This window comes from Citrobacter sp. CK185, from assembly GCF_030333565.1.
In the GTDB taxonomy this organism is placed as follows: domain Bacteria; phylum Pseudomonadota; class Gammaproteobacteria; order Enterobacterales; family Enterobacteriaceae; genus Citrobacter_B; species Citrobacter_B koseri.
This window is the reverse complement of the sequence record NZ_JAOWFR010000023.1, coordinates 515,518-537,135: the sequence shown is the minus strand read 5'-3', so window position 1 is coordinate 537,135 and position 21,618 is coordinate 515,518. Positions and strand designations below refer to the sequence as shown.

Annotated in this window: 24 protein-coding genes; 14 read left to right on the top strand and 10 right to left on the bottom strand. The window is 54.6% G+C overall.

Features of this window, described 5'->3' with window-relative positions:
• Positions 1-16: 16 nt before the first annotated feature.
• A complete protein-coding gene (locus OGV79_RS10220) occupies positions 17-619 on the bottom strand; it encodes a peroxiredoxin (protein ID WP_012133577.1) in 603 nt (200 codons plus the stop codon).
• 149 nt (positions 620-768) lie between these two features.
• Positions 769-1,350, bottom strand: coding sequence for an ACP phosphodiesterase (gene acpH, locus OGV79_RS10215; protein ID WP_049009713.1), 582 nt, complete (start codon positions 1,348-1,350; stop codon positions 769-771).
• Positions 1,351-1,586: 236 nt separating this feature from the next.
• Here acpH and queA point away from each other — a divergent pair, with 236 nt between their 5' ends.
• The 6 genes from queA to yajD all read left to right on the top strand — a co-directional run bounded on the left by queA (position 1,587) and on the right by yajD (position 7,563).
• Positions 1,587-2,657, top strand: coding sequence for a tRNA preQ1(34) S-adenosylmethionine ribosyltransferase-isomerase QueA (queA, locus tag OGV79_RS10210; protein ID WP_012133575.1), 1,071 nt, complete (start codon positions 1,587-1,589; stop codon positions 2,655-2,657).
• 53 nt (positions 2,658-2,710) lie between these two features.
• Positions 2,711-3,838, top strand: a complete 1,128-nt coding sequence (gene tgt, locus OGV79_RS10205; protein ID WP_012133574.1) for a tRNA guanosine(34) transglycosylase Tgt — start codon at positions 2,711-2,713, stop codon at positions 3,836-3,838.
• Positions 3,839-3,860: 22 nt separating this feature from the next.
• Positions 3,861-4,193, top strand: a complete 333-nt coding sequence (gene yajC / locus OGV79_RS10200; RefSeq protein WP_012133573.1) for a preprotein translocase subunit YajC — start codon at positions 3,861-3,863, stop codon at positions 4,191-4,193.
• 27 nt (positions 4,194-4,220) lie between these two features.
• Positions 4,221-6,068 carry a protein translocase subunit SecD gene (secD, locus tag OGV79_RS10195; protein ID WP_048902403.1) on the top strand — a complete coding sequence of 616 codons (1,848 nt, stop codon included), beginning with the start codon at positions 4,221-4,223 and terminating at the stop codon, positions 6,066-6,068.
• A 10-nt stretch (positions 6,069-6,078) separates the two neighbouring features.
• Positions 6,079-7,050 carry a protein translocase subunit SecF gene (secF, locus tag OGV79_RS10190; RefSeq protein WP_024130598.1) on the top strand — a complete coding sequence of 324 codons (972 nt, stop codon included), beginning with the start codon at positions 6,079-6,081 and terminating at the stop codon, positions 7,048-7,050.
• Between the two features lie 165 nt (positions 7,051-7,215).
• Positions 7,216-7,563, top strand: coding sequence for an HNH nuclease YajD (gene yajD, locus OGV79_RS10185; protein WP_047458501.1), 348 nt, complete (start codon positions 7,216-7,218; stop codon positions 7,561-7,563).
• A 76-nt stretch (positions 7,564-7,639) separates the two neighbouring features.
• On the opposite strand, the gene OGV79_RS10180 is transcribed toward yajD, so the two are convergent.
• Positions 7,640-8,494, bottom strand: coding sequence for a nucleoside-specific channel-forming protein Tsx (locus tag OGV79_RS10180; protein WP_012133569.1), 855 nt, complete (start codon positions 8,492-8,494; stop codon positions 7,640-7,642).
• 300 nt (positions 8,495-8,794) lie between these two features.
• Positions 8,795-9,334, bottom strand: coding sequence for a SadB/YajI family lipoprotein (locus OGV79_RS10175; protein WP_024130597.1), 540 nt, complete (start codon positions 9,332-9,334; stop codon positions 8,795-8,797).
• Between the two features lie 152 nt (positions 9,335-9,486).
• On the opposite strand from OGV79_RS10175, the gene nrdR reads away from it, so the two are divergent.
• The 6 genes from nrdR (at position 9,487) to pgpA (ending at position 13,584) form a co-directional block, all read left to right on the top strand.
• Entirely contained in the window at positions 9,487-9,936 is a 450-nt protein-coding gene (nrdR, locus tag OGV79_RS10170) for a transcriptional regulator NrdR (protein ID WP_012904816.1), read from the top strand.
• A 3-nt stretch (positions 9,937-9,939) separates the two neighbouring features.
• Positions 9,940-11,043, top strand: coding sequence for a bifunctional diaminohydroxyphosphoribosylaminopyrimidine deaminase/5-amino-6-(5-phosphoribosylamino)uracil reductase RibD (gene ribD, locus OGV79_RS10165; RefSeq protein WP_286468294.1), 1,104 nt, complete (start codon positions 9,940-9,942; stop codon positions 11,041-11,043).
• Between the two features lie 85 nt (positions 11,044-11,128).
• A complete protein-coding gene (ribH, locus tag OGV79_RS10160; protein WP_001021161.1) occupies positions 11,129-11,599 on the top strand; it encodes a 6,7-dimethyl-8-ribityllumazine synthase in 471 nt (156 codons plus the stop codon).
• A 19-nt stretch (positions 11,600-11,618) separates the two neighbouring features.
• Positions 11,619-12,038 (top strand): transcription antitermination factor NusB, encoded by a 420-nt coding sequence (gene nusB / locus OGV79_RS10155; protein WP_000801129.1) that lies wholly within the window; start codon positions 11,619-11,621, stop codon positions 12,036-12,038.
• Between the two features lie 75 nt (positions 12,039-12,113).
• The gene (gene thiL / locus OGV79_RS10150; RefSeq protein WP_012133565.1) at positions 12,114-13,091 is read left to right on the top strand and encodes a thiamine-phosphate kinase; all 978 of its coding nucleotides are present in this window, start codon (positions 12,114-12,116) and stop codon (positions 13,089-13,091) included.
• On the top strand, positions 13,069-13,584 hold the full coding sequence (gene pgpA / locus OGV79_RS10145) for a phosphatidylglycerophosphatase A (RefSeq protein ID WP_012133564.1): 516 nt from the start codon (positions 13,069-13,071) through the stop codon (positions 13,582-13,584). The genes thiL and pgpA overlap by 23 nt, the downstream gene beginning before the upstream one ends.
• A 98-nt stretch (positions 13,585-13,682) precedes the next feature.
• On the opposite strand, the gene yajO is transcribed toward pgpA, so the two are convergent.
• The 4 genes from yajO to xseB are packed head-to-tail and all read right to left on the bottom strand — an operon-like array spanning position 13,683 to position 17,751.
• Positions 13,683-14,657 (bottom strand): 1-deoxyxylulose-5-phosphate synthase YajO, encoded by a 975-nt coding sequence (yajO, locus tag OGV79_RS10140; RefSeq protein WP_024130596.1) that lies wholly within the window; start codon positions 14,655-14,657, stop codon positions 13,683-13,685.
• A 56-nt stretch (positions 14,658-14,713) separates the two neighbouring features.
• Entirely contained in the window at positions 14,714-16,576 is a 1,863-nt protein-coding gene (gene dxs / locus OGV79_RS10135; protein ID WP_012133562.1) for a 1-deoxy-D-xylulose-5-phosphate synthase, read from the bottom strand.
• 32 nt (positions 16,577-16,608) lie between these two features.
• Positions 16,609-17,508, bottom strand: a complete 900-nt coding sequence (ispA, locus tag OGV79_RS10130) for a (2E,6E)-farnesyl diphosphate synthase (RefSeq protein ID WP_012133561.1) — start codon at positions 17,506-17,508, stop codon at positions 16,609-16,611.
• Positions 17,509-17,751 (bottom strand): exodeoxyribonuclease VII small subunit, encoded by a 243-nt coding sequence (gene xseB / locus OGV79_RS10125; RefSeq protein ID WP_012133560.1) that lies wholly within the window; start codon positions 17,749-17,751, stop codon positions 17,509-17,511.
• 195 nt (positions 17,752-17,946) lie between these two features.
• Here xseB and thiI point away from each other — a divergent pair, with 195 nt between their 5' ends.
• Positions 17,947-19,395, top strand: a complete 1,449-nt coding sequence (gene thiI, locus OGV79_RS10120; RefSeq protein ID WP_012133559.1) for a tRNA uracil 4-sulfurtransferase ThiI — start codon at positions 17,947-17,949, stop codon at positions 19,393-19,395.
• A 105-nt stretch (positions 19,396-19,500) separates the two neighbouring features.
• Here the strand turns inward: thiI and yajL are convergent, their stop codons facing one another.
• Positions 19,501-20,091: a protein deglycase YajL gene (yajL, locus tag OGV79_RS10115; RefSeq protein ID WP_012133558.1), complete on the bottom strand. Its 591-nt coding sequence runs from the start codon at positions 20,089-20,091 to the stop codon at positions 19,501-19,503.
• The gene (gene panE, locus OGV79_RS10110) at positions 20,054-20,965 is read right to left on the bottom strand and encodes a 2-dehydropantoate 2-reductase (RefSeq protein WP_012133557.1); all 912 of its coding nucleotides are present in this window, start codon (positions 20,963-20,965) and stop codon (positions 20,054-20,056) included. The genes yajL and panE overlap by 38 nt, the downstream gene beginning before the upstream one ends.
• Before the next feature lie 124 nt (positions 20,966-21,089).
• Between panE and OGV79_RS10105 the strand changes: the two genes are divergently transcribed.
• Positions 21,090-21,581: a YajQ family cyclic di-GMP-binding protein gene (locus OGV79_RS10105; protein ID WP_012133556.1), complete on the top strand. Its 492-nt coding sequence runs from the start codon at positions 21,090-21,092 to the stop codon at positions 21,579-21,581.
• Positions 21,582-21,618 lie beyond the last annotated feature (37 nt).

The window sequence follows — 21,618 nt, the reverse complement described above, 5'->3', positions numbered from 1 at the left end:
TTTCAATTCGAGCCGATTACAGGCTGGCGACGTTTTCAGTCAGGTATTTTGCCACGCCGTCTGGAGAAGCGTTCATCCCTTCTTTGCCTTTTTCCCACTGTGCCGGGCACACTTCGCCGTGCTCTTCGTGGAACTGCAACGCGTCAACCATACGCAGCATTTCGTCGATGTTACGGCCCAGCGGCAGGTCGTTAACCACCTGGTGACGAACCACGCCGTTGGCGTCGATCAGGAAAGAACCGCGCAGGGCAACGCCCGCTTCCGGGTGTTCGATACCGTAGGCTTTCTGGATTTCACGCTTCACGTCAGCAACCATTGCGTATTTCACTGCACCGATGCCGCCTTTATCGACAGGGGTGTTACGCCATGCGTTGTGGACGAATTCAGAGTCAAAAGAAACGCCGACAACTTCTACGCCACGCGCCTGGAACTCTTCATAACGTTTGTCGAAAGCAATCAGTTCAGACGGGCAAACGAAGGTGAAGTCCATCGGCCAGAAGAACAGAACGGTTGCTTTGCCGTTGGTGTGCTGTTTGAAGTTGAAGTTTTCAACGATCTCACCGCTACCCAGTACGGCGGCTGCTGTGAAGTCCGGGGCCTGACGAGTAACCAGTACCATATAAATACTCCTGCAAAGTTAAGGGGTTTGGAACGCAACGCGGGCAAGTATAGGGAGGGGAAGAGGGCAACTCAACGCGGTGCTGACAATCAATGAGACAGGTTTCACCTATCAATTTTTTGCCTGATGGCGTTACGCTTATCAGGCAACTAAAGCGATTTCTGACGCGCCTGTGCCATCATGCGCGGGTAGAAGCGCCAGAAGCGCGCTTCTAACGCATCGTAGTGCGCATCCAGATCATACCAGGAGTCGCGCAGGGCATCGAGGCGTGGGCGGCGATTCGCCATCCCGTTGAGGACATTCTGGATAAAATCCATATCGCGATAACGCTCCAGCCACTTTTCCGACCACAGATAATCGTTCAGATTCACAAAACGCGGCGGCGAGTCGGGCAAAATAGTGCTGACCTGCGCATGGGCGTAGCCCACGAACGCCTGCAACGGGAAATCGGGAGATATTGTCGCCCAGTGGCGCGACAGGAAGTGGTCCCACATCACATCCAGAGTGATGGGGGCTACACGACGGGTTTCGCTGCGAAACCATTCCCGCGCTTCACGCACTTCCGGCAGATTATCGGTCATGACGTCAATCCGTCGATGCATATAAATCCCTTCCACCACGTCAGGGGGAAAATTCGCCTCCGGGTTTCCCCGAACAAAATCGGCCAGTAAATTGCCGGAAAGCGAGCTGTCGGCGAGATGCGCTAAGTGCAGGTGTGCAAGAAAATTCATATCCACTTCATCCTTCAAACTGCCTCTTTGTTGGCTGCGAGTTACTCGGCCCATCCCCGGGCCTCACCCCAGCGACTTACTTGAGTAAGCGCCTGGGGACTTATTCAGTTGCCGCCTCGATGCATCCTGAATGATTTTGTCTATAGCTTATATCTCTTAACTTGAGGGGTAACGGTTGCAGGGAGCGCGCCCCGGCACTAGACTACCCGCCTCTTATTTTAGTCTGAGTCAGTGTCATGCGCGTTACCGATTTTTCCTTTGAATTACCCGAATCCCTGATTGCCCACTATCCGCAGCCTGAGCGCAGTCGTTGCCGCTTGCTGTCACTGGACGGGCCGACGGGCGCGCTGACGCACGGTACTTTCACCGATCTGCTCGATAAGCTCAACCCTGGCGATCTGCTGGTCTTTAATAATACCCGCGTCATCCCGGCGCGTCTGTTTGGCCGTAAAGCCAGCGGCGGCAAGATTGAAGTGCTGGTTGAGCGGATGCTGGATGACAAACGCATTCTGGCGCATATTCGCGCTTCCAAAGCGCCGAAACCGGGCGCGGAACTGCTGTTGGGCGATGACGAAAGCATTAACGCCACCATGACCGCACGTCATGGCGCGCTGTTTGAAGTTGAGTTCAACGACGCGCGCCCGGTTCTGGAGATCCTCAACGCGATCGGCCATATGCCGCTGCCGCCATACATCGACCGCCCGGATGAAGATGCCGACCGTGAGTTGTATCAGACGGTCTACAGTGAAAAACCGGGAGCCGTTGCCGCGCCAACCGCAGGTTTGCACTTTGACGATCCGCTGCTGGCCGCGCTGCGCGAAAAAGGCATTGAGATGGCGTTTGTGACGCTGCACGTCGGCGCGGGGACGTTCCAGCCGGTGCGTGTGGAGACCATTGAAGATCACATCATGCACTCGGAGTACGCCGAAGTCCCGCAGGAGGTGGTTGATGCGGTGCTGGCGGCAAAAGCGCGGGGCAATCGGATCATCGCGGTAGGCACCACCTCGGTACGCTCGCTGGAGAGTGCGGCGCAGGCGGCGAAAAACGACCTGATCGAACCGTTCTTCGGCGATACGCAAATCTTCATCTACCCAGGTTATCAATACAAAGTGATTGATGCGCTGGTGACCAATTTCCATCTGCCGGAATCGACGCTGATTATGCTGGTGTCCGCTTTTGCGGGTTATCAGCACACGATGAATGCGTACAAGGCTGCGGTAGAACAAAATTATCGCTTTTTTAGCTACGGGGACGCGATGTTTATCACGTACAATCCGCAGGCTTTGAATGAGCGTGTCGGGAAGTAGGTTCGCGGCACAGGTTTAAACGTCAGACTGTTTTTCTGGCGTATGGAGAGAAAATGAAATTCGAACTGGATACTACCGACGGACGCGCTCGCCGTGGCCGCCTGGTGTTTGATCGTGGCGTAGTGGAAACGCCTGCTTTTATGCCCGTCGGTACGTATGGCACCGTTAAAGGCATGACGCCGGAAGAAGTTGAAGCTACCGGCGCACAAATTATTCTCGGCAACACCTTCCACCTGTGGCTGCGTCCGGGTCAGGAAATCATGAAACTGCATGGCGATCTGCATGATTTCATGCAGTGGAAAGGCCCGATCCTGACGGACTCCGGCGGTTTCCAGGTGTTCAGCCTCGGCGATATTCGCAAGATCACCGAGCAGGGCGTGCATTTCCGCAACCCGATCAACGGCGATCCGATTTTCCTCGATCCTGAAAAATCTATGGAGATTCAGTACGATCTCGGTTCCGATATCGTCATGATTTTCGACGAATGTACGCCGTATCCGGCGGACTGGGACTATGCTAAACGCTCTATGGAGATGTCTTTACGCTGGGCGAAGCGTAGCCGCGACCGTTTTGATGGTTTGGGCAACAAAAATGCGCTTTTTGGCATCATTCAGGGCAGCGTTTACGAAGATTTACGCGATATCTCCGTCAAAGGTCTGGTAGAGATTGGCTTTGATGGCTACGCTGTCGGCGGTCTGGCTGTGGGTGAGCCGAAGGAAGACATGCACCGCATTCTGGAGCATGTCTGCCCGCAAATCCCGGCGGACAAACCTCGTTACCTGATGGGCGTCGGCAAACCGGAAGATCTGGTGGAAGGCGTGCGTCGCGGTATCGATATGTTTGACTGTGTTATGCCAACACGCAATGCCCGTAATGGTCACCTGTTCGTGACTGACGGCGTGGTGAAAATTCGTAATGCGAAGCATAAAAGCGACACCAGCCCGCTCGATGCCGAGTGTGATTGCTACACCTGTCGCAATTATTCGCGTGCCTACTTGCATCATCTCGACCGTTGCAACGAAATATTGGGCGCGCGACTCAACACGATTCATAACCTGCGTTACTACCAGCGTTTGATGGCGGGTTTACGCAAGGCTATTGAAGAGGGTAAATTAGAGAGCTTCGTGACCGATTTTTACCAACGTCAGGGTCGACCTGTTCCACCTTTGAACGTTGATTAATTTTAATAATGAGGGAAATTTAATGAGCTTTTTTATTTCTGATGCGGTAGCGGCAACAGGTGCTCCGGCGCAGGGCAGCCCGATGTCTCTGATTTTGATGCTGGTGGTGTTTGGTCTGATTTTCTACTTCATGATCCTGCGTCCACAGCAGAAGCGCACCAAAGAACACAAAAACCTGATGAGCTCCATCGCAAAAGGCGATGAAGTGCTGACTAACGGTGGCCTGGTGGGTCGCGTAACGAAAGTAGCGGAATCCGGCTACATCGTTATCGCGCTGAATGACACCACTGAAGTGGTTATCAAACGTGACTTCGTAGCTGCCGTTCTGCCGAAAGGCACTATGAAGGCGCTGTAATCTATTGTTTTCCCAAAGGGAACTGCCGTGTTAAACCGTTATCCTTTGTGGAAGTACATCATGCTGGTCGTCGTGATTGTCGTCGGCCTGCTTTACGCACTTCCCAACCTGTATGGTGAGGATCCGGCTGTTCAAATCACTGGCGCGCGCGGCGTCGCCGCCAGTGAGCAAACGCTGATCCAGGTCCAGAAAACGTTACAAGAAGAAAAAATTACCGCTAAGTCTGTGGCTCTGGAAGAGGGCGCTATTCTTGCGCGCTTCGACACCACCGACATCCAGCTGCGCGCCCGTGAAGCGCTGGTTGGCGTGCTGGGTGATAAATACGTCGTGGCGCTTAACCTTGCTCCGGCAACGCCTCGTTGGCTGGCGGCCATTAAAGCCGAGCCGATGAAACTTGGCCTTGACCTGCGTGGCGGCGTTCACTTCCTGATGGAAGTGGATATGGACACCGCGTTAGGTAAGCTTCAGGAGCAAAATATCGATAGCCTGCGCAGCGACCTGCGTGAAAAAGGCATTCCTTATACCACTGTTCGCAAAGAAGATAACTACGGTCTGAGCATCACGTTCCGCGATAACAAAGCGCGTGATGAAGCGATCTCTTATCTGAGCGGGCGTCACCGCGATCTGGTGATTACCAGCCAGGGCAATACGGTGCTGCGTGCGGTCATGTCTGATGCGCGTCTGAGCGAAGCGCGTGAATATGCCGTTCAGCAGAACATCAACATTCTGCGTAACCGTGTAAACCAATTGGGCGTGGCTGAGCCGGTTGTCCAGCGTCAGGGTGCGGATCGCATCGTCGTTGAGCTGCCGGGTATTCAGGATACCGCGCGTGCGAAAGAGATTCTGGGCGCTACCGCGACCCTCGAATTCCGTCTGGTAAACACCAACGTTGACCAGTCTGCGGCGGCATCCGGGCGCGTACCGGGTGACTCGGAAGTGAAACAGACGCGCGAAGGCCAGCCGGTTGTGCTGTACAAACGCGTGATCCTGACCGGTGACCATATCACCGACTCCACTTCCAGCCAGGACGAATACAACCAACCGCAGGTTAACATCTCGCTGGATAGCGCAGGTGGCAACATCATGTCTAACTTCACCAAAGACAATATCGGCAAGCCGATGGCGACCTTGTTTGTGGAGTACAAAGACAGCGGTAAGAAAGATGCCAATGGTCGTGCGGTACTGGTGAAGCAGGAAGAGGTGATTAACATCGCCAACATCCAGTCTCGCCTGGGCAACAGCTTCCGTATTACCGGTATCAACAACCCGAACGAAGCCCGCCAGCTCTCTCTGCTGCTGCGCGCCGGTGCGCTGATTGCGCCGATTCAGATTGTTGAAGAACGGACTATCGGCCCGACGCTGGGTATGCAGAACATCAAACAGGGCCTGGAAGCGTGTCTGGCCGGTCTGGTGGTCTCCATCCTGTTCATGATCTTCTTCTACAAGAAGTTCGGTCTGATTGCGACAAGCGCGCTGGTGGCCAACCTGGTATTGATTGTCGGTATCATGTCGCTGCTGCCGGGGGCCACGCTGAGTATGCCGGGGATTGCCGGTATCGTGCTAACCCTTGCGGTGGCGGTCGACGCCAACGTACTGATCAACGAACGTATTAAAGAAGAGTTGAGCAACGGGCGTACGGTTCAGCAGGCGATTGATGAAGGTTATAAAGGCGCGTTTAGTTCCATCTTCGATGCGAACATCACCACGCTGATTAAAGTCATCATCCTGTACGCAGTCGGCACCGGGGCAATTAAAGGGTTCGCGATTACTACCGGTATCGGTGTGGCGACGTCGATGTTTACCGCGATTGTCGGTACGCGTGCCATCGTAAACCTGTTGTATGGCGGCAAACGCATCAACAAGCTGTCAATCTGAGGAGTGCGATGTGGCACAGGAATATACTGTTGAACAATTGAACCACGGCCGTAAAGTCTATGACTTTATGCGCTGGGACTACTGGGCTTTCGGCATCTCTGGCTTCCTGCTGATTGCGGCCATCGTGGTGATGGGCGTGCGCGGTTTTAACTGGGGTCTCGATTTTACCGGTGGTACGGTTATCGAAATCACGCTGGAAAAACCGGCCGAAATGGACGTGATGCGCGATGCGCTGGAAAAAGCGGGCTTTGCCGAGCCGCTGTTGCAGAACTTCGGTAGCAGCCACGACATTATGGTGCGTATGCCGCCGACGGAAGGTGAAGACGGCGGTCAGGTGCTGGGTAGCAAGGTGCTGAGTGTTATTAACGAAGCCACCAGCCAGAACGCCGCCGTGAAGCGTATTGAGTTTGTCGGGCCGAGCGTGGGCGCCGATCTGGCGCAAACCGGTGCGATGGCGCTGATTGTCGCGCTGATCTCTATCCTCATTTATGTCGGTTTCCGCTTTGAGTGGCGACTGGCTGCGGGGGTGGTTATCGCGCTGGCGCACGACGTGATTATCACCTTAGGGATTCTGTCGTTGTTCCATATTGAGATCGACCTGACGATCGTTGCATCGTTGATGTCGGTTATCGGTTACTCGCTGAACGACAGTATCGTGGTATCTGACCGTATTCGTGAAAACTTCCGCAAAATTCGTCGCGGGACGCCTTACGAAATCTTTAACGTGTCGTTGACCCAGACGCTGCACCGTACGTTGATCACCTCCGGGACGACGTTAGTGGTGATTCTGATGCTGTACCTCTTCGGTGGTCCGGTACTGGAAGGCTTCTCTCTGACCATGCTGATCGGTGTTTCTATCGGTACGGCATCGTCGATCTACGTGGCCTCGGCGTTGGCGCTGAAGCTGGGCATGAAGCGCGAGCATATGTTGCAGCAGAAAGTTGAGAAAGAAGGGGCGGATCAGCCGTCTATTCTGCCTTAATCACGCAGTCACGTTATTACTGGAATCCCGGTCGTATGGCCGGGATTTTTTTATCGCTAAAAAAGCCTGCGGTTAAGCGGGCTTCTGCATCCTTCACGGGCAATGGGGTACGCAGAGTGTTAAACTTGCTCATAACCCTACATTCAACGCAGATACAGAGTCACTATGGCGATTATCCCTAAAAACTATACGCGGCTGGAAAACGGCTATCGTGAAAAGGCGCTCAAATTATTTCCGTGGGTATGCGGGCGATGCTCTCGCGAATTTGTTTATTCTAACCTGCGCGAATTAACCGTCCATCATATCGATCACGACCACACCAATAACCCGGAAGACGGCAGTAACTGGGAGTTGCTGTGTCTGTACTGTCACGATCATGAGCATTCGAAATATACCGAAGCCGATCAGTATGGCTCAACCGTTATTGCCGGGGAGGATGCGCAGAAAGATGTCGGTGCTGCGATGCATAACCCTTTCGCTAATTTGAAAGCGATGATGGATCAGAAGAAATAAAAAAGCACCGGCGCGTTGCGCGTTCGGTGCTCTTTCTGTGCCCGGCGTTGTACTGGCCGGGCGGCAAATAAACAGCTTAGAAGTTGTAACCGACAACCAGGTAGCCACCCCAACCGGTAGCTTTAACCGTTTCGGATTGCCATACCGGCTGAGCGCCGTTTTCCCACTGTCCGCCGTTATGGAAGTAACGAGCCACCACAGAGTAGTGCCAGTGATCGTAATTCAGCGCCAGGATGTGGCTGGATGCGATAGAGTTGCTGGTACGGTACTGAGAGTCGCCCAGATCGGAGCCCCAGTCAAAGTTAGTGAAACCGATGTAGCTCAGGTTACCGCCCCACAGCTCGGTGAGTGGCACGAAGTATTTCACTTTGAAACGGTAGCCATCCCACTCGTTTTCGTTATCAGCCAGGTAGTTCTGCCACTGGTACTTCGCATAGACGTTCAGGGACAGGCTCATCGGCAGACCGGTTTCGATGTCAGTACCCAGACCCATGTACCAGGTGCTCTGACGGCCAGACTTGTTACGACCCATGTCATAGATGTAGTTGTTAGCGAAATACCACTCTTTGAACGGGCCAAAGCTCAGGTCGGCTCCGGTCAGTTTGTCGATAGAGAAACGCGGTTCAATTTCCATGAACAGCGGGGAACCGTGGTTCCAGATACCCTTCGCGTTGGTGTTACCGCCGAAGAATACCGGCGCATCCATATAGCCGTAGAAATCGAACCAGTCTTTTTTCGCGAATGCTTCATATTCCAGATAGGTATCGTTACGGAGCTGCGGCCCGAAACGGGTATGGTAGCTGCCTACGACGTTAACGCTCTGGTGCCACCAGTCTGAAAGGTATTGCGGTTTGTCATTTTCTGCTGCGTTAACAGTAAAGGACGATGAGAGCGCCAGCACTGCACCGGCTGCAAGTAATGTTTTTTTCATATTGTATGCCACTGTTTGAAATCCCTTGAAGGGAATGAAAAAGGCGCAATTTGCGTTTCTAAATATTTCGTGTTTCTGCGGAGCCTATTATAGAAATCATTGCTCACAAAAATATGTCTTGTTTCACAGATCTATCATCTACGTAATCGATTGCGTTCACGTTTGCGTACTTTAAGCGCGGCGATTGTACTGACTTTCATGAATGTTGCCAACTTTTAGCAAAAATTGCGGTGATGTCAGAGGAGTAACAAAAAGCCGGGGAGGGATGTTGCGGAACGCACAAAACGCTCCGCCGGAGGTTTATTGATTAACAGGCTGGATATCGTGAACGCGGACAAAACCTAACTGGTCGGGCGTCAATCCGTTTAATTGTAACGGGATGTCCACATCGCTCGGCGCCAGGATGCTGGCCGGAGCGTTAATCAGTTGATTCTGGACATTCACTTCCTGATAGTTATCCGTGGTGCCCTGAATCTGCCCGTATTCGACAGTACCGCTAAACGCCGGTAACGGATCGTTGGACTCACCCTGAATGCGCAGCGTCACGCGTGTGCCGTCGGCATTGGGCGCAATATTCACCAGGGACATACGCAGCGTACCGATCTGGCTGTTCAGGCGGGCAGGCGTTTTTGAACCCGGCAGCAGATAGACCCCGCTGGTGGATTTCGCATTCAACATATTTTGCTGAGTAATCTTCACGGTTTCCTGGTTTAACTGCGCCATTTCCGTATTCAGCGTGCTGACGCTTTGGTTCATCTGGCGAACTTCGCTCTGCTGCGCGCAGGCGCTCAGGCTAAAGAGGCTTCCCACCAGGAGAATTCTTAGGTAACGTCTTGTCATGTAGATTATTTCCTTCATGGTCGCGATACCCTAATGGTAGATCGCAAAGGGGTGTAAGGTATCGATCCTTTGTCTCAAAAGTGCTCCGCCTTTGTTGTCGCGCCAGTTCAGGGTAAAATAGATTTCTGTTAACCACCTGGTCAGGACGCCGTATGCATTGCCCATTCTGTTTCGCCGTAGACACTAAGGTTATTGACTCTCGTCTCGTGGGTGAGGGCTCTTCCGTACGCCGCCGTCGGCAGTGTCTGGTCTGTAATGAACGTTTCACTACCTTTGAAGTGGCAGAGCTTGTTATGCCGCGCGTAGTGAAAAGTAACGATGTGCGTGAACCTTTCAACGAAGAGAAGTTGCGCAGCGGTATGCTAAGAGCGCTGGAAAAACGCCCTGTCAGCTCTGATGACGTCGAAATGGCGTTGAATCACATCAAATCACAATTGCGAGCCACCGGGGAACGCGAAGTTCCCAGCAAAATGATTGGCAACCTGGTGATGGAGCAACTGAAAAAGCTCGATAAAGTGGCTTACATCCGCTTTGCCTCCGTCTATCGGAGTTTCGAAGACATCAAAGAATTCGGCGAAGAGATTGCTCGCCTACAGGATTAAGCCATGCTGGATGAGTTTTACATGGCGCGTGCGCTGAAGCTGGCGCAGCGCGGGCGTTTCACCACGCACCCGAACCCGAATGTAGGCTGTGTGATCGTCAAAGATGGCGAAATCGTTGGCGAAGGCTACCATCATCGCGCGGGTGAATCGCATGCTGAAGTCCATGCGCTGCGTATGGCGGGAGACAAAGCCAAAGGCGCGACCGCGTATGTCACGCTTGAACCGTGCAGCCATCATGGCCGTACGCCGCCGTGCTGCGATGCGTTGATTGCCGCTGGCGTGGCGCGGGTCGTTGCGGCGATGCAGGACCCCAATCCGCAGGTCGCGGGACGTGGGCTGTACCGTTTGCAGCAGGCGGGGATCGACGTCAGCCACGGGCTCATGATGAGCGAAACGGAACAGCTGAACAAAGGTTTCCTCAAGCGGATGCGCACTGGCTTCCCGTATGTGCAGCTCAAGCTCGGCGCATCGCTGGATGGCCGCACGGCGATGGCCAGCGGTGAAAGCCAGTGGATTACCTCCCCGCAGGCGCGGCGCGATGTGCAGCGTTTACGGGCGCAAAGCCATGCGATTCTGACCAGCAGCGCGACGGTGCTGGCCGACGACCCGGCGTTAACGGTTCGCTGGCCTGAACTGGATGCCTCAACCCAGACTCTCTATCCGCAGGAAAACCTGCGTCAGCCGATTCGCATTGTCCTCGACAGCCAAAACCGCGTGACGCCGGAGCACCGTATTGTGCAGCAGCCGGGAGATACCTGGTTTGCCCGTACACAGGACGATTCCCGCATCTGGCCTGAGACGGTTCGCAGCCTGCGGGTGCCGGAGCATAACGGTCATCTGGATCTGGTGGTGCTGATGATGCTGTTGGGTAAACAGCAGATTAACAGCATCTGGGTGGAGGCCGGGCCGGTGCTTGCGGGCGCGCTGTTGCAGGCGGGCGTGGTGGACGAGCTTATCGTCTATGTTGCGCCTAAACTGTTAGGAAGTGATGCGCGAGGATTATGTGTGCTGCCGGGGCTTGAGAAACTGAGCGAGGCACCCCATTTTAAATTCAACGAGATACGCCATGTAGGCCCGGATGTTTGCCTGCATTTGATTCCCGCGTAAAGGCTTCGAAATAGAGAAGCGGCGCGTCGAGTATTATGATAAAATCCGCCCCCCTGCGGGGCCATATCGAACCCGAAGGAAGAATATGAACATTATTGAAGCTAACGTTGCTACCCCGGACGCTCGCGTCGCCATCACCATTGCGCGTTTCAACAATTTTATCAATGACAGTCTGCTGGAAGGCGCGATTGACGCCCTGAAGCGTATTGGTCAGGTAAAAGATGAAAATATTACCGTGGTTTGGGTTCCTGGCGCGTATGAACTGCCGCTGGCGGCTGGCGCATTGGCAAAAACCGGTAAATATGACGCGGTGATTGCGCTGGGTACAGTGATTCGTGGCGGTACCGCGCACTTTGAATATGTGGCTGGCGGTGCAAGCAACGGCCTGGCGCACGTCGCCCAGGACAGCGAAATCCCGGTAGCCTTTGGTGTTCTGACCACTGAAAGTATTGAACAAGCCATCGAACGTGCTGGCACTAAAGCTGGCAACAAAGGTGCGGAAGCCGCACTGACCGCGCTTGAAATGATTAATGTATTGAAAGCCATCAAGGCCTGATTTTTGTAAGGGGAAATCCGTGAAACCTGCTGCTCGTCGCCGCGCTCGTGAGTGTGCCGTTCAGGCGCTCTACTCCTGGCAGTTGTCCCAGAACGACATCGCTGATGTTGAATACCAGTTCCTGGCGGAACAGGACGTAAAAGATGTCGACGTTCTGTATTTCCGTGAACTGCTGTCCGGGGTGGCGACTAACAGCGCGTACCTGGACGGATTGATGAAACCGTACCTGTCTCGTCTGCTGGAAGAGCTGGGTCAGGTAGAAAAAGCTGTGCTGCGTATTGCGCTGTTTGAACTGTCTAAACGTAGCGATGTGCCATATAAAGTGGCCATCAACGAAGCGATTGAACTGGCGAAGACCTTCGGCGCCGAAGACAGCCACAAGTTCGTCAACGGCGTACTGGACAAAGCAGCACCTGTGATTCGCCCCAACAAAAAGTAATCTCCAGGTCGGCTGGTGGCGGGATGTATTCCCGCTATCTCCGGCCTTTTCTTTTTTTCTGCTGAGGCATAACGTATGGCATGCGGCGAGTTCTCCCTGATTGCCCGTTATTTTGACCGTGTTAGAAGCTCTCGTCTCGACGTCGAAACCGGTATCGGTGACGATTGCGCTCTCCTGAATATTCCTGAAAAACAGACGCTGGCGATCAGTACCGATACGCTGGTGGCGGGCAACCATTTCCTGACTGATATCGATCCTGCCGATCTGGCCTGGAAAGCGCTGGCGGTTAACTTAAGCGATCTGGCGGCGATGGGGGCCGATCCGGCCTGGCTGACGCTGGCCCTGACGTTGCCGGACGTTGACGAAGCGTGGCTGGAAGCGTTTAGCGACAGCCTGTTTGACCTGCTGAATTACTACGATATGCAGCTGATTGGCGGCGACACCACGCGTGGGCCGCTGTCAATGACGCTGGGCATTCATGGCTATGTGCCCGTGGGACGCGCGCTCAAGCGTTCCGGGGCAAAACCTGGCGACAGGATTTACATCACCGGCACGCCGGGGGACAGCGCCGCTGGGCTGGCGATTTTACAACATCGCTTACAGGTGGCGGATGCGAAAGACGCAGACTACTTGATTAAGCGGCACCTGCGCCCGACGCCGCGTATTTTGCAGGGGCAAGCTCTGCGCGACCTGGCGAATGCGGCGATCGATCTTTCCGATGGCCTGATTTCTGATTTGCGGCATATCGTTAACGCCAGCGGCTGTGGTGCGCGGGTGGATGTGGATGCGCTGCGGTATTCTGAGGCGGTTACCCGTCATGTTGATCCCGGGCAGGCGCTGCGCTGGGCGCTTTCCGGCGGTGAAGATTATGAATTATGCTTCACTGTACCGGAGTTGAACCGTGGCGCGCTGGATGTGGCGCTGGGGAATCTTGGCGTACCGTTTACCTGCATCGGACAAATGAGTGCGGATGTGGAAGGCATCAGCTTCATGCGTGACGGAAAGCCTGTCACTTTTGACTGGAAAGGATATGACCATTTTGCCACGCCATAAAGATGTTGCCAAAAGTCGGCTGAGCCTGCGTAATCCGTGGCACTTACTGGCTACCGGGTTTGGCAGCGGCCTCAGCCCGATTATTCCGGGAACAATGGGGTCGTTAGCGGCGATCCCATTCTGGTATCTGATGACATTTCTGCCCTGGCAGCTCTACTCGCTGGTGGTGATGTTGGGGATCTGTATTGGCGTTTATCTTTGCCACCGAACGGCGAAGGATATGGGCGTTCACGATCACGGCAGTATTGTCTGGGATGAGTTTATCGGGATGTGGATCACTCTGATGGCGCTCCCTACGATGGACTGGCAGTGGGTTGCCGCCGGATTTGTGATTTTCCGTATTCTGGATATGTGGAAACCCTGGCCGATTCGCTGGTTCGACCGTAACGTACACGGCGGAATGGGGATAATGGTTGACGATATCGTCGCAGGGGTTATTTCCGCCGGTCTGCTTTATTTCATTGGGCACCATTGGCCCATCGGGTTGTTTTAAACCTGTAGGCCCGCCCGATAAGCGTAGCGCCATCGAGCGTGGTATGGCCGGATGGCGACATACATGCCTTATCCGGCCTACATGCTCATCGGGCAATATTATTTAAATCCGACCACCGGGTGCTGTTTATATGGCGTTTCCAGCTCGGCAATCTGCTCTGGCTTCAACGTCAAATCCACCGCTCCGAGCAACTCATCCAGCTGTTCTTCCCGCGATGTACCGATAATCGGCGCAGCGATGCCTGGTTTACTCAATAGCCATGCCAGCGCCACCTGCGCACGCGTTGCGCCAAGATCCTCACTGACGCCCGTCAGACGCTCTGCAATCCGTGCGTCATTCTCATCGCTCTCGCTGTACAGCGTCTTGCCGAACTCATCGGATACCGAACGTGCGGTGGTTTCTCCCCACGGGCGCGTCAGTCGTCCTCGTGCCAGCGGGCTCCACGGAATCACCGCGATCCCTTCGTGATAGCACAGCGGCAGCATTTCGCGCTCTTCTTCGCGATAGATGAGATTGTAATGATCCTGCATACTGACAAACTGCGCCCAGCCGTGCTGTTTTTGCAGCGCCAGCGCCTGGGCAAACTGCGCGGCGTGCATGGAGGAGGCGCCGATATAGCGCGCCTTACCGGCCTTCACCACATCATTCAGCGCTTCCAGCGTCTCTTCTATCGGCGTGTTGTAATCCCAGCGGTGAATTTGCAGGATATCCACATAGTCCATACCCAGACGTTTCAGGCTGTCATCAATGGAACGCAGGATTTGCGCGCGGGATAATCCTTCTGGCAGGTCGCCGACGCGATGAAAAACTTTGGTGGCGACCACCACCTCTTCGCGGCGGGCGAAATCACGCAGCGCGCGACCCACAATCTCTTCGCTGCTGCCTGCGGAATAGCTATTGGCGGTATCGAAAAAGTTAATACCGCCTTCAAGCGCGCGCTTAATGATGGGGCGGCTGCTTTCTTCCGGTAGCGTCCAGGCGTGATTGCCGCGATCCGGTTCACCGAACGTCATGCAGCCCAGACAAAGGCGAGAAACCCGTAGATCTGTTTTTCCTAAGGTGTTGTATTGCATTGTTCCGCTCCTGTTATACCCGTTATTGATTAAGCATAGCAGGAGCGAGGAGGGGATTATGCCAGCCAGTCCTTGATTTTGGCCTCAATTCCGGCGGCATCCAGACCGAGTTCCGCGCGAGCCTCGTCCTGTGTACCCTGCGGGATAAAGAAGTCCGGCAGGCCGATATTCAGTACCGGAACGACTTTACGATGCGCCATCAGCACTTCGTTAACGCCGCTGCCCGCGCCGCCCATAATGGCGTTCTCTTCAAGCGTGATCAGCACTTCGTGACGTTCAGCCATCTCCAGAATCAACGTTTCATCCAGCGGCTTCACAAAGCGCATGTCGACTAAGGTCGCGTTCAGGGACTCGGCGACTTTTGCCGCTTCCGGCAGTAGCGTACCGAAGTTCAGAATTGCCAGTTTTTCACCCTGACGTTTGACGAGTCCTTTGCCGATCGGCAGTTTTTCCAGCGGCGTCAGTTCCACGCCAACGGCGTTGCCACGCGGATAACGCACTGCCGTTGGGCCATCGTTATAGTGATAGCCGGTGTACAGCATCTGGCGGCACTCGTTTTCATCGCCCGGCGTCATAATGACCATTTCCGGGATGCAGCGCAGGTAAGAGAGATCGAACGCGCCCTGGTGCGTCTGCCCGTCAGCGCCGACGATACCGGCGCGGTCGATAGCAAACATTACCGGCAGTTTTTGGATCGCGACGTCATGCAGCACCTGATCGTAGGCGCGTTGCAGGAAGGTGGAGTAGATCGCCACGATCGGCTTATAACCACCGATCGCCAGACCGGCGGCAAAGGTCACTGCATGCTGCTCGGCAATCGCCACGTCAAAGTAGCGGTCGGGGAATTTACGTGAAAACTCCACCATGCCGGAACCTTCGCGCATTGCCGGGGTGATCGCCATCAGCTTGCTGTCTTTGGCGGCGGTTTCGCACAGCCAGTCGCCAAAGATCTTTGAATAGCTCGGCAGGCCGCCGCTGCTTTTTGGCAGGCAGCCGCTGGACGGGTCGAATTTTGGCACCGCGTGGAAGGTGATTGGATCTTTTTCCGCCGGTTCATAGCCACGACCTTTTTTGGTCATGATATGCAGGAACTGCGGGCCTTTCAGATCGCGCATGTTCTTCAGCGTGGTAATCAGCCCCAGCACGTCGTGACCATCGACCGGGCCGATATAATTAAAGCCCAGCTCTTCAAACAGCGTGCCTGGCACGACCATGCCTTTGATATGTTCTTCGGTGCGTTTGAGCAGCTCTTTGATTGGCGGCACGCCGGAGAACACTTTCTTCCCGCCTTCACGCAGGGACGAGTAGAGCTTGCCGGAAAGCAGCTGCGCCAGGTGGTTGTTCAGCGCGCCGACGTTTTCCGAGATCGACATTTCGTTGTCGTTGAGAATGACCAGCATGTCCGGCTTGATATCGCCCGCGTGGTTCATCGCTTCGAACGCCATCCCGGCGGTGATCGCCCCGTCGCCAATGACGCAAACGGTGCGACGGTCTTTGCCTTCTTTTTCTGCGGCGACCGCAATGCCAATACCTGCGCTAATGGAGGTAGAGGAGTGGCCGACGCTCAGTACGTCGTATTCGCTTTCACCGCGCCACGGGAAGGGGTGCAAACCGCCTTTCTGACGAATGGTGCCTATTTTATCCCGACGCCCGGTGAGAATTTTGTGCGGATAAGCCTGATGCCCCACGTCCCAGATTAACTGGTCAAACGGGGTGTTATAGACATAGTGCAGCGCCACGGTGAGCTCCACCGTGCCCAGCCCGGAGGCGAAATGTCCGCTGGAACGACTGACGCTGTCGAGTAAATAGCGGCGCAGTTCGTCGCAGAGTTTCGGCAGACTCTCTTTTGGTAGCAGGCGTAACTCCGAAGTGGAGTCGACCAGTGCCAGGGTCGGGTATTTGGCTATATCAAAACTCATCAGAGGCCTATTAAGTAAGACTTGTTGTTTGTTTATTTATCACGCTGGATTATGTAGTCCGCTAGCGCTTCCAGTGCCGAGGTATCGAGTGAGAGGTCTGCCAGCTGCGTTAACGACTGACGGGCGTCTTCGATCAGATCCCGGGCTTTATTCCGGGCTTGCTCAAGGCCCAGAAGTGCAGGGTAGGTACTTTTGCCAAGTTGCTGGTCAGCACCCTGACGTTTACCCAACGTTGCAGTATCGCCCACCACATCCAGAATGTCATCCTGGACCTGGAAGGCAAGGCCGATACTTTCTGCGTACTTATCGAGTATCGGCAAGGCGTTTCGTCCGTTTTCTCCGGCACTTAGCGCGCCAAGACGAACCGCAGCGCGAATCAGCGCGCCCGTTTTATGACGATGGATACGCTCCAGCGCCTCCAGCGGCACCTGTTTCCCTTCGGCAGCAAGATCCAACGCCTGGCCACCGCACATTCCGGCGATGCCGCTGGCGTTCGCCAGTTCAGAAATCATAGCAATGCGGTCGCGGTCGGCCACTTCCGGCATCGGGGCATCACTGATGATAGAAAACGCCAGCGTTTGCAGGGCATCTCCGGCCAGAATGGCATTCGCTTCGCCAAATTTGACGTGGCAGGTCGGCAGACCGCGACGCAGGTCGTCGTCGTCCATCGCGGGTAAATCGTCATGAATCAACGAATAAGCGTGAATGCATTCAACGGCGGCTGCCGGAGCATCCAGCGTGGACAGGCTTACGCCAAACATCCTGCCCGTTGCGTAAACCAGGAACGGGCGCAGACGTTTACCGCCTAATAATGCGCCATACTGCATGGTTTCGACCACGGGAGTGTTCTGAAAGGGCAGTGGTGCGATAAAACGGCTCAGCGCCTGGTTGGCCTGCTCGACGCAGGCCTGTAGCTGCTGCGAAAAATCCATTTACTCATTATCCGGTGTAAAAGGCTCAGGAGATGCATCTTCATTGTCAGACAGCAGAATCTGCACACGCTGCTCGGCCTGTTGCAACTTTGCCTGCCCCTGACGCGCCAGCTGCACGCCACGTTCAAATTCGTTCAGCGCCTCTTCCAGCGGCAGGTCGCCGCTTTCCAGACGGGTAACAATCTGTTCCAGCTCGCTCAGCGCTGTTTCAAAGCTGGCGGGCGCCTCATTTTTCTTCGGCATAATGAATATCTGACTCTCAATATTTTCAGCTCTGATATGGTAACGGACTCAGAGCAATTATCAAATAACGCGCAATGTGCACAGGACGACCATGATGGTGGTATACTTCCGCGCCTGGATGCAGCTCCATGTATGGGCTGCTGTACTCTTTTCTCCACGACAAGCCTTGATGCTTGCTTAAGAACCATTGCCGCCATGAAGTTTATCATTAAATTGTTCCCGGAAATCACTATCAAAAGCCAATCTGTGCGTTTGCGCTTTATAAAAATTCTGACCGGGAACATCCGTAACGTGTTAAAGCACTACGATGAGACCCTCGCCGTTGTTCGCCACTGGGATAACATTGAAGTTCGCGCCAGAGATGAAAATCAACGCCTGGCGATTCGCGACGCGCTGACCCGTATTCCGGGCATCCACCATATTCTCGAAGTCGAAGATGTGCCGTTCACTGATATGCACGATATCTTTGAGAAAGCGCTGGTGCAGTATCGCGATCGGCTTGAGGGCAAAACCTTCTGTGTGCGCGTTAAACGTCGTGGTAAGCATGAGTTTAGCTCCATTGAGGTGGAACGTTACGTCGGCGGCGGTTTAAATCAGCATATTGAATCGGCGCGCGTGAAGCTGACCAACCCGGATGTGACGGTACATCTGGAAGTGGAAGACGATCGTCTGCTGCTGATTAAAGGCCGTTACGAAGGTATCGGCGGTTTCCCGATCGGCACCCAGGAAGATGTCCTGTCGCTGATCTCCGGCGGTTTTGACTCCGGCGTTTCCAGCTATATGCTGATGCGTCGCGGCTGCCGCGTACACTACTGCTTCTTTAACCTCGGCGGCGCGGCGCATGAAATCGGCGTTCGTCAGGTGGCGCATTACCTGTGGAACCGCTTTGGCAGTTCGCATCGCGTGCGTTTTGTCGCCATCAACTTTGAACCGGTGGTCGGCGAGATCCTCGAAAAAGTCGATGACGGTCAGATGGGCGTGGTGCTGAAGCGCATGATGGTGCGCGCGGCGTCGAAAGTGGCGGAGCGCTACGGCGTACAGGCGCTGGTGACGGGTGAAGCGCTGGGGCAGGTTTCCAGCCAGACGCTGACTAACCTGCGTCTTATCGACAACGTTTCCGATACGCTGATCCTGCGCCCGCTGATCTCTTACGACAAAGAGCACATCATCAACCTGGCGCGCCAGATTGGTACGGAAGATTTTGCCCGCACGATGCCGGAATACTGCGGCGTTATCTCGAAAAGCCCGACGGTGAAAGCGATCAAGGCGAAGATTGAAGCGGAAGAAGAGCACTTCGACTTTAGCATTCTCGATAAAGTGGTTGAGGAAGCGAGCAATGTCGATATTCGCGAAATCGCCCAACAGACCGGGCAGGACGTGGTGGAAGTGGAAACCGTCAGCGGCTTTGGCCCGAACGACGTGATTCTGGATATTCGCTCCGTTGATGAGCAGGATGACAAACCGCTGAAAATCGAAGGCGTGGATGTGGTTTCTCTGCCGTTCTACAAGCTGAGCACGAAGTTTGGCGATCTCGACCAGAGCAAAACCTGGCTGCTGTGGTGTGAGCGCGGCGTGATGAGCCGTTTGCAGGCGCTCTATCTGCGTGAGCAGGGCTTCCAGAATGTGAAGGTGTATCGTCCGTAATTGTTAGCACGATTGCAGGCCTGATAAGCATCGCGCTATCAGGCGCAACGTATTGCCGGATGACGGCGTAACCGCCTTATCCGGCCTACGCACCGCCATCCGGCGCTATTCGTAGTAATTATAAATTCCCGCCGCCATCACCAGCTGTGACGCCACTTCATGGGCTTTTTCACGGCCAACCAGCAGATCGATAATTTTCAGTCCGAAGTCAATCGACGTCCCTGGCGCCTGGCTGGTCAGCAGCTTCACGCGCGGGTCCCACACCACACGTTTATCCTGCCACTGTTCGGCGGGAATGTTGTCTTTCAACGCCGGGAAGCCGGTCATGTTGCCGATGGGAAAGATATCGTGCGGAACGAGAACCGTGGCGGCCGCTGCGCAAATCGCGGCGACAATACGCCCGGAACGGTGGAACTGCTTAACGGTTTCGACCAGCAACGGGCTGTCGCGAAAACACTCCGCGCCCTTAATGCCGCCAGGCAATACAATGATGTCGTAATCGCCGTCGGCCACCTCGACCAGCGGCGCATCCGCCAGCAGTTTTACGCCACGCGAACAGACTATGGTGAGATTTCCGTCGCTGGCGACGCTCGCGGTCGTGACCTGAATACCGCCACGAACCAGCAGATCGATAGTGGTGACTGCTTCGGTCTCTTCACTACCAGGGGCGAGGCATACCAGTGCCGATGCGCTCATACTCACTCTCCTTTCGCTTTACCATTTCAAACAGACGGGCATTTTCCGGGACGGCGATGCCATGCGCGCGGGCGCGTTTTAATAAATAACCCGTAATATAGTCGATCTCGGTATGACGCAGGGCACGCATGTCCTGCAACATAGACGAGATATTTTCTGCCGTACTCTCAATCACTTGATCGACATAATAACGTAAATCGTCCGCCGACGTATGGTGTCCTTCGCGCTCGATAACCGCAGCGACCTCCTGGCATATCGCCATTACCGCTTCCGGGTGGTGGCGTAATTCGCCGTTGGGGCAGTCCCATAGCGCGGTAAGGGGATTAATCACACAGTTTACCGCCAGTTTGCGCCACATCTCTGCGCGAATGTTGTTGTGCCAGGCGACGTCAGGCAGCACTCCCTGCAAAATATCGGCCAGATAGCTGTAGTCCCCGTCCTGCTCACGCGCCGGGCCAATATGGGTAGTGCCGTTGGCGACATGAATGATGACATTCCCGTCGCGTCTGGCGGCATGCGTCGTGGTACCCATCAGTAACGGCTGCGGGATGTTTTGCAACTCTTCGATTGTGCCCATCCCGTTGTGAATCAGCAGGATCGGCGTGGTTTCAGGCAGAATGGCGACCAGACCTCTTACGGCATCGTAGACCTGCCAGGCTTTCAGCGTGACCAGCAGCAGATCGCTGTTGGCCAGAAAATCAGGATCGTTCGCCGTCAGGGATTCGTTAAATATTGAACCGTCCGTCTCTATCAGATTCACGCTGCAATAGGGTTGCGGTACGCGCAGCCAACCCTGTACTTCATGTCCATGTTTGCACAGCGCTGTAAGCCAAAGTTGCCCTAAGGCTCCGCATCCCAGTACGGTAATTTTCATTGTTCCTCCTCACCTGCAACAGCGCCAGGTGTTATGGCCTAAGTATAGCGCCATCAGCTAAGCTTCTCGTTATGTCTCGTTACGGGTATTATGCTTCGCATCAAAAACGAAGGGAGAGGAAAAGATGCCATCTTTCGATATTGTCTCTGAAGTCGATCTTCAGGAAGCGCGTAACGCAGTAGATAATGCGACTCGCGAAGTTGAATCACGCTTTGATTTTCGTGGCGTTGAGGCCACGTTTGAATTAAACGACGCGAACAAAACCATCAAAGTACTGAGCGAATCGGATTTCCAGGTGAATCAGCTGCTGGATATTCTGCGCGCGAAGCTGCTCAAGCGCGGCATTGAAGGCAGTTCGCTGGATGTGCCGGAAGCATTTGTCCACAGCGGTAAAACCTGGTTTGTGGAAGCAAAGCTGAAGCAGGGCATTGAAAGCGCGGTTCAGAAGAAGATCGTGAAGCTGATTAAAGACAGCAAGCTGAAAGTGCAGGCGCAAATTCAGGGGGAAGAGATCCGTGTGACCGGAAAATCCCGTGACGATCTGCAATCCGTCATGGCGCTGGTGCGCGGCGGGGATTTGGGACAGCCGTTCCAGTTCAAAAACTTCCGCGATTAAGTTGTGATGCCTGATGGCGCTGCGCTTATCCGGCCTA